The sequence below is a fragment of the Staphylococcus sp. GDY8P45P genome (assembly GCF_017892745.1).
In the GTDB taxonomy this organism is placed as follows: Bacteria; Bacillota; Bacilli; order Staphylococcales; family Staphylococcaceae; genus Staphylococcus; species Staphylococcus cohnii.
In genome coordinates this window covers 379,176-396,530 of record NZ_JAESLS010000004.1, presented here as the reverse complement: position 1 = coordinate 396,530, position 17,355 = coordinate 379,176, and the positions used below count along the sequence as shown (strand labels likewise).

Genomic DNA, 17,355 nt, shown 5'->3' with positions numbered 1-17,355 from the left:
CTTTTTTAATATATTTCACATATTTTTAGATTGACAAATTGTTTAATTTTAAAAATGAATGCTTTTCTAAATATTCCGCATAGGCCAGTGAGAACTTTACGTTTAAGCTGTTTGTCTCTTCAATATTTTGCTTAATCGTTTATAGTAAGTAGTTCTGTAATATTTCAGCTAATCACTTTAGTGCAAACGCATTGAATTTAGCTTTTCTACAAACGCATGTGTTTGATTAATAATCGTATCTAACTGGTTTTTTTGAGCCCCTTTAGTTAATGCATTACCAATCCCAATAGCAAATGCACCGTTTTTATACCATTGATCTATATTTTCTAATGACACGCCACCATAAGGTATTATATTTATATTTGGAATGGTTCCATAGATGTTTTCCATAAAATTCACTCCTAATATATTTGCAGGATACAGTTTAATCACTTCTACTTCATATTGCATCGCTTGTATGATTTCATCTTTCGAACCGCATCTTGGCAAGTAAGGTATTTGGTATACATTACAAATATGCGCTATTTGGACATCTAAATGTGGAGTTGCTATATAGCGGGCACCATTTATAATCGCTACACGTGCTGTTACAGCATTTTGAATCGCACCTGCACCAACAATAATTGATTTATCAAATTTTTGCGTTAACGTTTTTATGGCTAATTCTCCATAAGGCGTGTTAAATGTTATTTCAATATTTTTGATACCACTCTCAATCATTTTTTCACTTTTCAATATAGCATCTTCACAAGTACATCCTTTCACTACTCCTATCAAGTAATTACGATGTAATTGTTCCAAAGTAAGCAATTTATCCATTAGCGCCTGTCCTTTCTACGTCATTTTATTTCATTGTAATTTTTATCTCATTTTCGTCAATGAATACTAAACGAACCTTTAATACGATGCTACATTTTATTCCGTTGACGGATTTGCTCAAACACTAGTTTCTATGTAGCATATTGGTGTTTTATTCACAAAACGAATGCCAGAGATGTTATACACCAAAGAAGGAACGTACGCACCTCTGATTACGTACTTCAATCAAATAGATAATAGTTTTATTAATAAAATAACTATTTTAGTAATAAAATGACATAAAACATTAACTTTGTGATTAAACTCACAAAGTTACACGAAATGTGCTAGTTTTTTTCTATTATGAATGCTAACTTTAATAGTATAAAGAAAGCGCTTTATTATATTCGTAAACTTTGCTTAAAATACAATCCTAAGTAAAGCGATGGTTATGATAAAGCACACATATTTTTAATTAAATAATCATTAAGATTGTAATTTAACTTGAGAGGAACAGATTAAATGATTGATTCTTTATCACTTTATAAACCTAGATTTAAAAAATTAATTTGTGTTGATTCTGACGGGTGTGCCATCGATTCGATGACTATAAAGCATGAGCGTGCGTTTGGTCCAGCTATTGTTGAAGAATGGCAATTACAAAATATAGAGTCCAAGCTATTAAAGCGCTGGAATGATATAAACTTATATGAAATCACTAGAGGCATTAATCGCTTTAAAGGGTTAGAACGTATGTTAAGTGAACTTGTTGAACAAGGCATTCAAATTGAGGGCTATGAACATATTAAGCATTGGGTACAAACAACAGATGCTTTCTCTAACCCAGCACTGGAAAAAGCCATATCAAACTATCCACAACAAATTGGATTACAAAAAGCATTATCTTGGTCACACCGTGTGAATGATATTATCAAAACCTTACCAAGTATTGGACCATTTAAATATGTACAAGCATCTCTAAAAAACGCTTCAACTTTTGCTGATATCGCAATAGTGTCATCAGCAAATTTGGCAGCAGTTGAATATGAATGGAACACATACAAATTAACAGACTATTTAAGTGGCATGTTTGCGCAAGAAGCAGGTACAAAAGAGCACTGTTTAGAGCACTTAAAACAATATTACAATTTAGAAGACATCATCATGTTAGGAGATGCCAAAGGAGACTTAGAAGCAGCAGAATCGCATAATATGTACTTTTATCCAATATTAGCAGGCCATGAAAATCAATCATGGCTAGACTTTAACAATAAATATTTAAAATTGTTTAAAGATGGTAAATTCAACCAATACACACACGACACTTTAAAACAAATATTTTTTAATAATTTTGAAGGAGAGGCATAAACTATGGTTAAAGTAGATTTGACAGCATCACCATATCATTTAAATGACAATCAAATAACATGGGTAGAAGAAACACTTGGCAAATTAACAGACGAAGAAAAAATTGGTCAATTATTTTTCAACTTATTTTCCTTAGAGGGTGGTAAAAAATTCTTTGATGCAGACTTAACTAATAAAGATATACTTGAACGTTATCACATTGGAGGCGCACGATATGAAGGTGGGAACAAAGAAGATGTTCAAAACTTACTCAATGATTTACAAAGACATACTAAAGTTCCCGTACTTGTAGCAGCAAACTGTGATTCTGGTGGAAATGGTGCATGTAAAGATGGTACTTATATCGCAAGTGCTGCACAATGTGAAGCTGCTCAAGATACAAAAGTTTCATATAATGCTGGTCTTGTATCAGCACGTGAATCATCCGCACTAGGTGTTCATATTAATTTCGATCCTTGTGTAGATATACTTAAAAATTGGCGCAACACAATCGTTAATACACGTGCATATGGCACAGATGCTGAAACAGTTATTAAATATTCAAGTGCATTTATTGACGGCTTTAATGCAGAACGCGATATGATTACATGTATCAAACATTTCCCCGGTGATGGTACGGAAGAACGTGACCAACATTTAGTGCTCGGCGTAAATGAACTATCTACCGAAGAATGGGACGATAGCTTCCGTAAAGTTTATCAACATCATATCGATCGTGGTGTACAAATGATAATGGCAGGACATATTGCACAACCTGCTTATTCTAAAAAATTAAATCCTAGTCTGGAAGATAAAGACATTTTGCCTGCAACACTTTCTTCTGAACTTATAACTGATTTACTAAAAGATGATATGCATTTTAACCGTTTAGTCGTTACCGACGCTAGTCATATGTTAGGTATGACTGCTTCTATGCGTCGTGAAGATTATGTTCCATTAGCCATTGCATCTGGCTGTGATATGTTCTTGTTCTTTAATGATTTAGAAGAAGATTACCAATTTATGCTCGATGGTTATAAAAACGGCGTCATAACAGAAGAGAGATTAAATGATGCCGTAAGACGTATCTTAGGTTTAAAAGCACAACTCAATCTACACATTAAACAAGAAGATGGTTCAATTATTCAACCACAAGAAGCATTAGATATCATCGGTTGTACAGAACATTTAGAAATGCGTGCAGAAGCAGCCGATATGGGGATCACACTTGTGAAAAACACTTTAAATCAGTTACCTATCCGACCTGAAACACATAAAAATATTATGCTTTATGTGATAGAAGGTGAAAAAGATGGTATCTATAAATCTGCTAATAACGTCACAGATGATATTATAAATGAACTTGAATCACGTGGATTCAATGTCACATTGAATGATGGTTCAACACGTATTAAAGGTAAAACATTAGAATATCGTGAAAAAGTAGATGCCGCGTTAGTATTTGCAAACATTATCGGTTATGCTGCAGAAAATAACTATCGTATTAAATGGGGTACTGCCATGAGTAATGAAATACCATGGTATGTACATGAAGTACCAACCGTATTTATTTCTACCAATTTCACCACTCATTTGCATGATGCAACAATGGTTAAAGCTTATATAAACGCTTATCATTCTAATAAAGAAACAATTAAACAGACCATTGATAAAATCATGGGAGAAAGTGAATTTAAAGGGCAATATAATGATTTAGTTTGGACAGATAAATGGCAAGCAAAATTATAAATGAACCACGTTTTACAATATAATCTATCGTTATAAAACCCATGCTCAAACAAAGGACTAATCCTTATCAAATAAGGATTAGTCCTTTTTATTTTGCAGTGCTTTTGTTTTAAATCGTATGTATTTACTTGAAGATGCATGGTTGAGCTTGTTGTCTCTCACATACTTCATTGTTATGGTCTTAACATGTTACAAAATCGTAATGAATAGAAATGTTTAGAATAGCATCATTAAACACTTTCGTCTTATTTAATATCTGCCCTTAAGCCAAATAAAGGAACTAATTTGTAATATAACTCGCTTACCATTACAAGAAAATTTTTATATTAATGTTGGTATAGGTTAATATCACTTTCTATAAATTAAAAATAACCCTAAAGCTTGGTATGGGCTTCAGGGTAAATACACTTGTCATTGTTCTTATATAATTATGATTTATAACCAAAATTAGGAATATTTTCCCAACGTTTCTTAAAGTAATGTGCTACCGCTTTAGGACGACGTTCACGCGTGAATATTCCTTTTTTGTTTCCTTGAACACGTATAATCTCGGTAGAAGTTTCAAAATCTGCAAAATTCCATGTCTGTTCACCAATAAATTGTGGATATTGATCAATGACTTCATGATTTGCTTCATAATAACGAATTTGGTACTCTTCTGTAAATAATTCGTCATTTAATGAATGCATGCCAGCTACAGTGTCTGCACCATATTCTGTAAACATAATTGGCTTGTGCGGCTGTTTTTCACTCCAACCATCTAACTCAGTTCGTAAAGCTTCTTTAGCGGCTTCCAAGTCACCTGTTTGTGTATACCAACCATAATATCTGTTCAGACATAATACATCTACTAAATCTTGAACTTGGCAATTATCTGGTTGTGACATTAAAATAGTTACGATGGTTACAGGTCTGTTTTGTGGATCGCAAGAACGTGCTAAGTTGATTAATGGCTCAAAGTATTCCTTTGCGCCTTCTTCAGTAGAAGCTGGTTCATTAGCTATTGACCACATAACTACACATGCATGGTTTTTATCTCGAGCAATCAAATCTTTGATCACAGATTCATGTGCTTTTTTCGTGCCAATTTCTTTAAATGTATTTCTTGCCTCAACTCCAGATAATATTGTACTAAAGTTTAAGTGCACACCAACAGCAGTTGTTTCATCTATGACAACAATACCTTGTTCATCTGCCAATCGCATCATTTCTTCAGAATAAGGGTAATGTGAAGTTCTGAATGAGTTACCGCCAATCCATTTAATAAGATTGAAATCCATAACATTCGTTACTTCGTTTAATCCTCGGCCATTATAGTAGGTATCTTCATGCTTACCAAAACCTTTAAAATAAAATGGTTGTTCATTGATTAAAAATTGTCCTTGCTTCACTTCTACAGAACGTACACCAAAACGTTCAGCATAGCTGTCTACAACTTGGTTATTATCTATTAACGTTACTTCTAAATGATACAAATAAGCATTCAGTGGTTGCCATAAATGAGGCTGTTCTATCTTGATAGAACCATTAGCACCAGAAGTTTCTGCTACAACCTCTCCCGCTTCATCTATCAATTTAACTAAAATATCATCCACCGACTCATTGATGGAAATATTATAATTGATGTCTGCTACATCATTTTTAACCTCCGGAACAATTTCAATATCTTCAATAAATATTTGTGGTGTTGTGTAAATTTTTACAGGTCTATGCAAACCAGCATAATTAAAAAAGTCAAAATTAGGTTTATTTCTTTTAATCAAATTGCCGTCTTTGTCCGTTGTTTCGCTATAATTACCAACAGGTAACGTCGTTTCGTCTAATATATTATTTACACATACAGTTAAGCGATGTTGCCCTGAACTGAATTTTTGCCCTAATTCCACTTCAAACGGTAAAAATCCCCCTTGATGTGATGTGACTTCTTGACCATCAATATATACTGTTGCTTTATGTGTAGCAGAACCAAATCTCAATACAATTCGTTCATCTGATAGTACTTTAGGTATCGTAAACATTCTTTCATACCATACGTTCCCTACATGATTTCGTATGTTAGCAGTTACGCCTTGATCATTATATGAACCTGGCACTGCCATAACTAAATCAGTGTCTAAAGGTTTCGTTACATCGATTTGATCATGGTTCTCTTCTAATTTGAATTGCCAAACACCGTTTAAGTCTATAATACTTCTCTGTTCGTTTGTTACTGGATATAGCATATAAATGCTCCTCTCATAAAATGAAATACAAAATAATTATAATTCCTCTCTAAGTGCCAACTCTTTAACAATTTGTTTATGTTTCTGATCTGTTAATGGGTATGCAAAGAAGAAAAGTATCACCGCAATTAAACAAATGACTGCGGGTACCACAAAGAATAATATTTTTAAACCGAATATTGTATCAGGCGTTTGTGCCGCATTAGGTACATAACCAATAATCGTTAATGCCATACCTGGTATAAAACCTGCTAAGCCTTGTGATATTTTTCTAGTAAAGCTATAACTTGCATAAATAATACCTTCAGATCTAAGTCCTGATTGCCATTGTCCGTATTCTACAACATCAGCTATAAATGCCCATGTTACTGTATTAGGAATAACCAAGAATAATTGTGCAATCGTGTTAATGATTAAGAACGGAATAATTTGCTCTGAAAATAATGAAAAGTTTACGATTTGGAAAATAATAAAACCACTTACGCCTATGACTGCCGTCATTTTCTTACCTACTTTTTTACTTAAGAAAGTAGTAAGGAATAATGCTGGTATTAAAACAATAAAATTCAATGTACTTACAATACCTATTAAATTATCGAAACCAAGTACATTTTTGTAATAGTAAAGTTGTGCACCTTGTTGTAAAAATAAAGCAGTAATCGTTAACAATGTATAAATTGCTAAAATAATAAATGGTCTATTTTTCAGTAAATTAAAAAACGCTTTACGTCCCAAACCTTTTACTTGTGGACGTTCTATTGTATGACGCTCTTTAACTCCTTTATAGCACAACATATGTAGTGTCACACCTGCAATTGCAAGTATACCTACTGCAATCGGATAGCCAATCGCATGATTCGGAAATAAACTTACTAAAGGAATAATAACTATACCCGAAATAAACATAGCACCTTGTGAACCTAAATTACGGAATACTGATAGTTGCGTACGATCATCTGCATTAATTGTCATTGAAGCGGACAATGAACCATAAGGTATATTAACGACAGAATAAGCAGCATTAAAGAGTAAATATGTTCCAAATGCCCATATAATTTTACCAGTCTCACTGATATCAGGTGAAATAAAGGTTAAGACAGTCAATATTGCCAAAGGAATACTTCCATATAATATAAATGGTCTAAATTTGCCTCGTTTTGAAAAATTTTTCTGATTATCAACAAGGGTACCTACACCCGTGTCTACAAATGCATCGAAAAATTTAGCAACTAAAAATACTAGCCCACCTATAGCAGAGGGAATTCCCAAAATATCTGTATAAAAAAGCAATAAATAAATTTGCCCCATATCAAACATTAATCCGTTCCCTAAATCCCCAAAACCATAAGCTAATTTTTCTTTAAATTTCAATTTCGGTGATTCAATTTCATTAAACTTTTTCAATTTCGTATTTGCCGGTTTTAATCTGGCTGTAACCATAAGGATTACCTCTTTCCACTATCGAAACAACATTTGTGCACCTCATCTTTGTAGTTTCATAGTATGTTTTATTGAATGTGGCCATCAATCATTACATTATCCATAGAATTGAAAGCGTTTTCTTCCATGCATAAAAATTTTTACCCTATAAAATAGATTCGCTTATTATTTTCACGTGCATACACCCTTAACACTTTTGATAGAGCTCTTACTTTAATTATATTTTTATAATAGCAACAGTCAACAAAAAATAACAACGTTGTTAAAAAACAAAGCACTTTTCTCTTTTATGTTATTCTTTTTCAACTATTGCTAAAGTCTGTAATAACGCCAGTTCAAATTGATACAATACTTTACTACATACGATTTAGCTAAAAATCACAAATTCAGTCTAAATTTAATGTGAATTGGTAATATTTCAATTAATTTTAGAGGATATTATGATTTTTTTGATATTTTCCTAATTTTATTTACAATTTTTATATTGAATATTTAATTTTCTGATTTTTTATACTATATCAACTAATAAAATTCTTTATGTTCAGTCCGATATTTCAATGGTGTCTTACCATATTGCTTTTTAAAGCATTGTGCGAAATAACTCTGTTCCCTGAAACCGACATATTTTGCAACTTCCGCTACAGTCATTTTTGTCCGTGCTATTAAGTCACGTCCTTTTTTTATTCTTAACGATGTAATAAATTGAGATAAAGATTGATGACATTCTTGATTAAAAATTCTTGATAGGTAGCTAGGTGCCAAATCAACATAATTCGCTAACTCTTCTAACGTTAAATTACTATCTAAGTTTCTTTCAATATATTGAATCACTTTACTTACTTTAGGGCTAAAGGCATTCGCTTTTATTTTCATAGCTCTTTCTGCGTATTCCTTAACGATTGCATACGTTAATTCTTCTAATACTTCTACGTCCAGTGTCCGATCAATCATCGCAGCATATTTAGCGGATATTTCATCAATATGTATGAGACTCACACCAGCTTTTTCTCCAGCTTTGCGGCATAAAGTATTGATTAAATATGCTTTATATTGCTCATTTGATAGATCATCCTTCACTCGACGTAAACCAGTCACAGACAAACTCATCTTTTTTAAAATAGATAATGCTTCTTCAACATTTCCGTTTTCTACCGCAGTCAACAATTGATTTTCTAAATTATATCTATACTCTATTTCTTGTAGTGTGTAATCACTTTGAAGCTTAGAATCAGCTAAAAATGCTTCATTTGCATGAAAACTGAAGTCAATATTCACCGTTTCATAGACGATGTTTCTATTCTTCAAAAAACGAATTGCTAAACGACACATTTTTTGCGCTTTAACATGATGACATATCGGAATTTTAAGTAAATATTGTTTCAATGTGGGCAACTTAGAAATTTTAATATTTAAATTAAGTAACATCTCATTACATTGTCGCTCATTGGGTCGTTTATCCATATAAGGCCCAATAATATAAATTTTTCTATATTTTTTAAATTTAAAAATCAAAAAGCTAACATTAAAACTATTTTTATAATGGTAAATTTTGTTACTCTGCATATGCACAATAAAATGTTTTAACTCATTTTTATATTGTTTTCTAGTAGTATTCATAAACGGTGTCTTAATATGGTTACTAATTGCTTTTATGTCGTCCATATCATAACCTTCCAACTGAATACCTAACAATTGTATAGCATGCATTTGCAATATTTCTAGCGTTTCATTTTTCATAAAAAAACACCCCATTCCTTATATTTTTATTATATCTAAATATTAAGGAATAGAGTATCAAATGAATAAAAAATATTTAATTTGTTTTTTAGATTTTATATATTTAGACCTACAAGGCGCTTCATGGCCATATATCTATTGTTTATGTTTCTTACCGAATTTTAATTTAAACGGTGCATAAAATAGGACAAAGATAAGTACCAAACCTAAATAACCGATTAAAGGATAAAAGATTGCTACTAGATCCGTAAATCCAACAAAACTTAAGCAAAGCCCTACTAGGATTGCAAGCGTATAAAATATTTTAAAACGTATAGAATCAACTACGGTGAAACGTGTGGCAAAGGCATAAAACATGCCCAACCCTGTATTGAAAATCATGCCAAAGATCACAAGTGCCATGATGATACCTAGGATTGGTGATATATGATTTACAATACCTAACATTGGCATTTCCATATTACCGACAATATTGATTTGTGTAAAAATTGCTAAATGACTTAACACAATCATAGCGCCTAAAATCAGACCACCTAATAAACCACCAATTGCTGCCACTTTCGAATTTTTTTCTGCTCCCCCCATAACAATAGCCATTGATGCACCTACTGCAGTATTAAACGAAGCATAATTGATGCCTGCAACAAACCAATTAGGCAATGTTGAAGGTTTTGCATCTGAAATTGTATTTAATTCTGAAAAAGGTACATTCGTAGTCATGAAACTATAAACCGAAATAATTAATATAAACACAATTAAAAATGGCGTGATATTACCAATAACTTTCACTACACCTTCTACCTTCAACATACCTGCAAGTATGATTAGTATGGTCATTAGTAATGTACCAACGATCGATGGTACGCCGAATTGTTGATTTAAATTTGACCCAGCGCCTGCAATCATCACTACACCAACACCAAACAAAGTAAAGATAATGACTAAATCAATAATCCATCCCAATAATTTTCCAAATAGTGATTCACCAGTAATATTATGTATAACTACTTTATGTGAGTCTGTATCAAACTTGCTCCCTAACCAAACTAACATCATCCCAACATAAGCAAACAATGCCGTGGTAATGATAGCACCCAAAGTACCCAAAATACCAAAACTAGTAAAATATTGCAGCACTTCTTGTCCAGAAGCAAAGCCAGCCCCAACGATGACACCGATAAAAGCACTAGCAATCAGTAATATTCTTTTCATCATTTTACCCCCTTATTGAATCTACTATATACAACTCAAGTAAAATTTCAATCATAATATCTATGATTACTTTACATTTGTTATATGAAATACTTAAAACCATTATAGTTACTTAATTTTATCATTTTATCCATAAGTTATGTTGAAATACCTTAAAGAAGTATTATAGCGCTAGCTCATATTTTGATTGATTGTATTAAGTAGTAAATAAAAAAGACAGGTAGATGAAATCAAATATATTCCGTTTGATTTCATCTACCTGTCTATTAAGCATACAGTTTGTTGCACATATGATTGATAACGAATTATTATTATTACCTTTAAGCTAGCCTTTTACTAACAATTATATAGATATAAATGACATATATTTTTAAAATTAATAATTAAAAGCCATCTACTGACAATATGAAATGAGGTTGGGCGAATCCATTATGTCTCAGCCTCTTTATAATCATATGCCATTGAGTCACACTCAATGATATATATGCTTCTATGTTATTTTATTATACAAAGATACTTAGTATAAGGATGAATACTAATCCTGAAACTGAAATAACCGTTTCAAGTAATGACCATGTTAGAAATGTTTCTTTAACAGTTAATCCAAAGTATTCTTTAAACATCCAGAAACCTGCATCATTCACGTGAGACAAGATAACGCTTCCTGCTCCAATAGCTAATACTACTAATGCAACATTTACATCTGATGATTGTAGTAATGGTAATACAATACCTGTTGATGAAATAGCTGCTACTGTAGATGAGCCTAATGCAATTCTTAAAACAGCTGCAACTACCCATGCGAGTAATATAGGAGACATTTCAGTGCCTTCAAACAATTTAGCTATAGTGTCACCAACACCACCATCTATAAGTACTTGTTTGAACGTACCGCCACCACCTATAATCAAAATCATCATTCCAATAGGATAGATCGCGTTTGATACAGAATCCATGATTTCAGCATTTTTTCTACCTTGTCTTACACCCATTGTTATAATCGCAAATAGCACAGCAATTAACATCGCTGTACCAGCAGTACCAATAAAGTAAATGAATGATTCAAAGCCATTCGTCGCTTCTTCATTACCTGTCACTAACTGAACAATTGTAGAAAGTAACATAAGAATAACTGGTGAAATTGCTGTGAGTAAACTGATGCCAAATCCAGGCATTTCAGACTCTGAAAATTCTTTTTGTGCGCCTAAAGCTGATATATCCCCTTCGCGTTGATAAGCAGTTGGCGTAAGCTTTTGTGCCACTTTATTAAATAATGGACCTGCAATAATAGTAACAGGTATGGCTATGATAATACCGTAAAGTAACACATGACCTAAATTAGCTTGTAGTTCTTTAGCAATGACAACTGGTCCTGGATGTGGCGGTAAGAAACCATGAGTCACAGATAGTGCTACAACCATAGGAAGTCCTAGTTTTAATTGTGAGACATTAGCACGTTTTGCAATCGTAAATACTAATGGGATTAATAGTACTAATCCTACTTCAAAGAATAACGCTATACCTACAATAAAGGCTGCAATTAGCATTGCCCATTGGACATGTTTATGTCCAAACTTTTTAATAAGTGTATCAGCAATACGTGTAGCGCCTCCACCATCTGCCAATAGTTTACCTAAAATCGCACCTAAGCCAAAAATTAAAGCGATATGACCTAAAGTACTTCCCATACCGTTTTCAATAGTTTCTATAATTTTATCTAAAGGCATACCTAGTAAAATAGCAGTGACAATAGATGTAATAATCAATGATATAAATGTATTTAACTTCAAGAAAATAATCAGTGATAGTAATACGACGATACCTATAACCACTGTAATTAACGGCCAAATTGTTTCAAACATAATTGTTCTCCCCTTCAACATTTAGCATAACCGTTCATAATTTCAAAAGGTATTACCTTCATCATGATAACGCTTACTTAAATGTCTAAAAATTTAATTTTTTTAACTTGAATGAATATACAGCTATAAATGAAAATTGCATATTTTTATTTATAGCTTGTCATTCACTCAATTTGTATCAACAGTATCTATGCTTTATCTTTAACCATATGTTCACGCTGAAACGTAGCGATTTCAGCATAGCGCTCTTCTAAAGAACGACTTAAATTGATGAAAATTGATATTAGTTTTTGATAAACATTCACATTATCTGGATTTGGATGGTGTTGATTTGTTGTACCTACCATCTCTTCAATAATGGAAAAATCTTCAATTTCACCAAGTGCTTTCATACCAAGTACACAAGCACCTAAACATGAGCTTTCATAACTCTCTGGGACGATTAAATCCGTATCAAAGATATCCGCCATCATTTGGCGCCACATTTCACTCTTAGCAAAACCACCCGTTGCTTTAATTGTTGACGGTGTTTCATTCATTACTTCAATTAGTGCGAGATAGACTGTATAAAGGTTATATAGCACGCCTTCTAATGCTGCTCGAATCATATGTTCTTTCTGGTGAGCTAAGGTTAATCCAAAGAATGAGCCTCTTGCGTCTGCATTCCACAATGGTGCACGTTCACCTGCTAAATACGGATGGAATATCAACCCATCTGCACCTGGTTTGACACGATTAGCAATTTTAGTCAGTACATCATAAGGATCAACGCCCAAACGTTTTGCTGTTTCCACTTCACTTGCCAACAATTCATCACGCAACCATCGTAATACCACACCACCATTATTCACTGGTCCTCCAATGACATAATGATCTTCAGTCAAAACATAACAGAAAATTCTTCCCTTATAATCTGTTCGTGGCTTATCTATTACGGTTCTTATTGCACCAGAAGTTCCAATTGTTACAGCAACTTCACCTTTTTTAAACGCATTTACACCTAGGTTTGACAATACGCCATCACTAGCGCCTACCACAATTGGTGTATTTTCGTCTATGCCCATTAAAGTTGCATAGCGACGTTTCATCCCTTTTAATATATGTGTTGTCGGCACAATTTCAGGCAATTGAGATGATTGAATACCTAACAATGCTAATGCTTCTTGATCCCAGTCTAGATTTTCTAGATTGAACATACCGGTAGATGAAGCCATCGATTGATCAATTACATATGTCTCAAATAACTGATAAAAAATATACGTTTTAATGTCTGCAAACATCGCTGTTTGATTGTATATTTCTTGTTGTTCATGTTTCATCCAAAATATTTTAGATAAAGGTGACATTGGATGAATCGGTGTACCTGTTCTACTGTATATCGCATCACCGTCATACTTGTCTTTAATCATTTCTGCATATTTAGTCGCGCGATTATCTGCCCATGTCAAATTCTCAGTTAATCGTTGATGACTAGCATTCATTGAAATCAAACTATGCATCTGAGCGCTAAATGAAATTAATTTCAAATCGTTTTTATGAATATTCGCTTCTCTCATAACATATTTAATTGTCATCAGTACTGCATCAAATAACTCATCAGGGTTTTCTTCTGACACTTCTACATTTGGTGTATGCAAAGGATAACCAATATTATGTTTCATAATAAACTGCCCTTTTTCATCATAAAGCACAGCTTTCGTACTTGTCGTACCTATATCAACGCCTATCATGTATTTCATGGTTTTGCCTCCTATTTATACCTCTTGCTTGACAGTTATTATTTCATCCAAAAACTATCTATATCTTCGCCAACATCGTCAAAGTTCAAATGAAATGCTTCTCTTAGTTTTGTTGCATTTTGCGCTGCAACTGCATCGATAAACACTTCATGATTATGATGGATTCGTTCAAAATCCACTGGGTTTTCATTCATGCGCTTGCGCATAGATAATAAAATAAGCGCTTCCATTACTGGCCTTAAATTATTCCAAAATGTTTTTAAATATTGATGTTTTGAAGCTAATATCGTCACTTCATGAAATTTCATGTCGTGTTCTGTAAATGCCTCAGCGTCTTCAAATTTAACAGCAACTTTCATCATTTCTAGTTGTTTTCGCATTTCTTTAACTATTTGCTTATGATTATCTTTTTTTATCTTATTAAAAGCGAATGATTCTAACATAATTCTTAAATCATACAGTTCTTTTTTTTCATTATCTTTAAAAGGTAAGACATAGGCACCCATACGTTCTAAATGAATTAACTGATCTTGTTTTAATAATTTAAATGCATCTCTTACTGGAGAACGACTCACATTAAATTCTTGAGCAATTTGGTTTTCAGTTAACAATGTGTCTGGTGTAATCATCCCATCAACAATCCTTAAGCGTATTTCTGAAGCAATCATTTCACCTTTAGAAACACCTTCAAGCCATTGTTCTGGATAAATATATTCCAACCGACTTCACCTCTCCACTTAATCGATATACTTGTATACAAGTATAGTAATATACATTCCGCTTGATTGCAAGCGCTTGCAATTGTATAGATATCCTTTTAATTCCATAAAAAAGCGGCATGCCAAGTTTTCACTAGACATACCGAAATTTTTTATTTTAATGGTTTTATATTTTTACCGTCGATACACAATGATGTGTTTGATGACAATACGGACATTGTAATTTTCTGGTTTTAGGTGTATGTGTAGCAAACATCCACGTCGCCAATTTAGGTTTGAATATTTGTTGACAATTCGGGCATAAATAATTCACGCGTTGATATATCGCTTTTGTCATAACCCCAGCATAAGCCACTAAAATAGGTAATGTTACTAAAAATGGAACCCATTTTTTTAGTAATATACTAGCCATGATTGATGTATACTGTATTATGATGGCTGGACTTAATTTATATAGTAGCGACATGTATAACGCCGTGCCACGCTGATTTTGAATGGTATATTTATGTGTGTTAACCAACTTTTCAATCGGCGCTTGCGTATTGTCACTGATACTGTTTTCCAGTTGTTTGATTTCATAAGCAGTAAGCTTCATTTTATCAATTTCTTCAGTAATCTCAGATCTCTTTTGATGTAACATGAATTTTACTGCTTGTAATTTTTTGTCTTCAGTTAATAGCTTTTTTATATCTTTTAACGAAAATCCCATCGATTTCAATATTAAGATAATTTCTAAATTTACTTTGCTTTGTTCATCAAATAGACGTCTACCATTACTTGATGATGGTACCGATTGTAACAATCCTTTCTTATCATAATACTGAATTGTTCTTACTGTTACATTGCAATGTTTAGCTAGTTCTCCTGTTTGATATAGTGTCATAAAATAACCTCCTTGACGTTAATCATACATGGTGACCTAACGTAACGAGCAAGTGTAACAATCGTTTTTAGTGCGGGATATTTGTTCGTGCCTCTAATTATCAAAAATTTCGGAATGAATATTTTGCATTTTACTTTCAACAGTTGTAATTTCATTGGCACATTGTTTTAAAACTTCTCTATAGTCCTCTGTATTTTTATTATTTTTGTAACGTATTTTGTGTTCTAAACTCGCCCACATATCCATACCTATTGTTCTAATTTGAATTTCTACTGGTACTTTTTCTACAGAATTCGCTAAAAATACTGGTATTGAGACTACAATATGCAAACTTCTATAACCGTTATCTTTCGGATTCATAATATAATCTTTTCTTTTTAATAACTGCACATCTGCTTGTTTTAACAATAATTCTTCAATGACATAAATATCATCTATATAATTACAAATAACTCTTATACCTGCAATATCGTATATATATGTTTTCGCTGATGCTGTGTTGATTTGGTAACCTTTTCTATCTAATTTTTTAATCAGACTTCTCATTTCCTTAACACGACGTTCCATGTGATGAATTGGATTGTGTTTATATAATTGTTGAAAATGATCGTCTAAAATATCGAGCTTAGTGCTAATTTCTTTTAGTGCAGAAGAATAGAGTTGCTCTAAAGCAACAAAATCAATGACCATTTCGAATGCTTCTTCGTAATTATTTATATAAGATAAACTCTCTTTAAATTCTTCTTTCAAATCATCCATATTCAGCGTTGGTTTACGTTCAATGTACATAAATCGTACCTCCAATAATTCTTCTCTCTTCAAACATTATAGCTAAATTAAAAGGATACTTGAAATAATACAGTAGATATTTACAATGCATTACACGATTCAGAAGTTATTTGTGTGATGGCAATGACATTTTTGGTTTTGGTTATTTCAGCTCACAAAAATCCATAGTTGCCTAACATTAGGGAATAGGCAACTATTTCAATTGCGTGACACTTTTTTATTTATATAAAAAACTTTCAACTTCGTCTTCACAATGATTTTCTACGCTATTCATCCATTTTATGTTCAATAATTTGAGTCCTTCTATTATCAGCAATATTACGCGCCCGCTTCATAGCATCTGCTTTTTTATCAAAGCTATCTGTAGCTTGTTTGGCACCATCAGATTTTATTTTCCATTCTTCATTCTCATAATAGACATGAACATCTTTGTGATTTAATTGTGGGTTCGCAGATTGATCACGTTCATGTACCGTGATTTTTTTATTTTTTAGCGCTTTCAATTCATCTTCAGTCGCATTCTCATACCAATTTTCAGCTTGTTTGGTAGCGATTGGAATCGCATTTTCCTCTTGATATCCATCTTTAAGCATCGCATTTCCAATGTCGATTGCTTTTTTTCTTTCCAATTTTTCCATATTTTTCCAACTTTGCGGATAATCTTCCATTGTCCAAGGCATGTGATAAAACCTCCATCTTCATAACTTATATTAATTCTCTTTTACCACCTTTTCCCTTTAACAAACTAAATAAATTCACAAAAAATAATATAATTATTTAAGTTAACCATGATTTGTTCTTTAATTGAAAGGGAATGATGAGTAAGAATCAGTGTTAAGTAAAAGGAGGTTTAACTAA

Annotated in this window: 13 protein-coding genes; 2 read left to right on the top strand and 11 right to left on the bottom strand. The window is 32.6% G+C overall.

From position 1 onward, the window contains the following. Positions 1-177 precede the first annotated feature (177 nt). On the bottom strand, positions 178-819 hold the full coding sequence (locus tag KA873_RS02050; protein WP_107384275.1) for a beta/alpha barrel domain-containing protein: 642 nt from the start codon (positions 817-819) through the stop codon (positions 178-180). 501 nt (positions 820-1,320) lie between these two features. On the opposite strand from KA873_RS02050, the gene KA873_RS02045 reads away from it, so the two are divergent. Together KA873_RS02045 and KA873_RS02040 are read left to right on the top strand one after the other, a co-directional pair. Further along, positions 1,321-2,166: an HAD family hydrolase gene (locus tag KA873_RS02045; RefSeq protein ID WP_107504598.1), complete on the top strand. Its 846-nt coding sequence runs from the start codon at positions 1,321-1,323 to the stop codon at positions 2,164-2,166. 3 nt (positions 2,167-2,169) lie between these two features. Continuing rightward, positions 2,170-3,894: a glycoside hydrolase family 3 protein gene (locus tag KA873_RS02040; protein ID WP_107504597.1), complete on the top strand. Its 1,725-nt coding sequence runs from the start codon at positions 2,170-2,172 to the stop codon at positions 3,892-3,894. A 428-nt stretch (positions 3,895-4,322) separates the two neighbouring features. Here KA873_RS02040 and uidA read toward each other — a convergent pair whose 3' ends face one another. The 10 genes from uidA to KA873_RS01990 form a co-directional block, all read right to left on the bottom strand. Next, positions 4,323-6,116, bottom strand: coding sequence for a beta-glucuronidase (gene uidA / locus KA873_RS02035; protein ID WP_107384272.1), 1,794 nt, complete (start codon positions 6,114-6,116; stop codon positions 4,323-4,325). Positions 6,117-6,152: 36 nt separating this feature from the next. After that, positions 6,153-7,556 (bottom strand): MFS transporter, encoded by a 1,404-nt coding sequence (locus tag KA873_RS02030; RefSeq protein WP_107384271.1) that lies wholly within the window; start codon positions 7,554-7,556, stop codon positions 6,153-6,155. Between the two features lie 522 nt (positions 7,557-8,078). Then, positions 8,079-9,293, bottom strand: a complete 1,215-nt coding sequence (locus KA873_RS02025; RefSeq protein ID WP_107504596.1) for a helix-turn-helix domain-containing protein — start codon at positions 9,291-9,293, stop codon at positions 8,079-8,081. A gap of 135 nt (positions 9,294-9,428) precedes the next feature. Next, entirely contained in the window at positions 9,429-10,505 is a 1,077-nt protein-coding gene (locus KA873_RS02020) for a YkvI family membrane protein (protein WP_107384270.1), read from the bottom strand. A gap of 503 nt (positions 10,506-11,008) precedes the next feature. Continuing rightward, positions 11,009-12,367, bottom strand: coding sequence for a gluconate:H+ symporter (locus KA873_RS02015; RefSeq protein WP_107384269.1), 1,359 nt, complete (start codon positions 12,365-12,367; stop codon positions 11,009-11,011). Positions 12,368-12,555: 188 nt separating this feature from the next. Then, positions 12,556-14,106, bottom strand: coding sequence for a gluconokinase (gntK, locus tag KA873_RS02010; protein WP_107385957.1), 1,551 nt, complete (start codon positions 14,104-14,106; stop codon positions 12,556-12,558). 38 nt (positions 14,107-14,144) lie between these two features. Continuing rightward, positions 14,145-14,825: a GntR family transcriptional regulator gene (locus KA873_RS02005; protein WP_107384267.1), complete on the bottom strand. Its 681-nt coding sequence runs from the start codon at positions 14,823-14,825 to the stop codon at positions 14,145-14,147. A 166-nt stretch (positions 14,826-14,991) separates the two neighbouring features. Continuing rightward, on the bottom strand, positions 14,992-15,708 hold the full coding sequence (locus KA873_RS02000) for a MerR family transcriptional regulator (RefSeq protein ID WP_107504595.1): 717 nt from the start codon (positions 15,706-15,708) through the stop codon (positions 14,992-14,994). 93 nt (positions 15,709-15,801) lie between these two features. Continuing rightward, entirely contained in the window at positions 15,802-16,497 is a 696-nt protein-coding gene (locus tag KA873_RS01995; RefSeq protein ID WP_107384265.1) for a GTP pyrophosphokinase, read from the bottom strand. 266 nt (positions 16,498-16,763) lie between these two features. Next, positions 16,764-17,177, bottom strand: coding sequence for a DUF2188 domain-containing protein (locus KA873_RS01990; RefSeq protein WP_107385959.1), 414 nt, complete (start codon positions 17,175-17,177; stop codon positions 16,764-16,766). Positions 17,178-17,355: the final 178 nt, after the last annotated feature.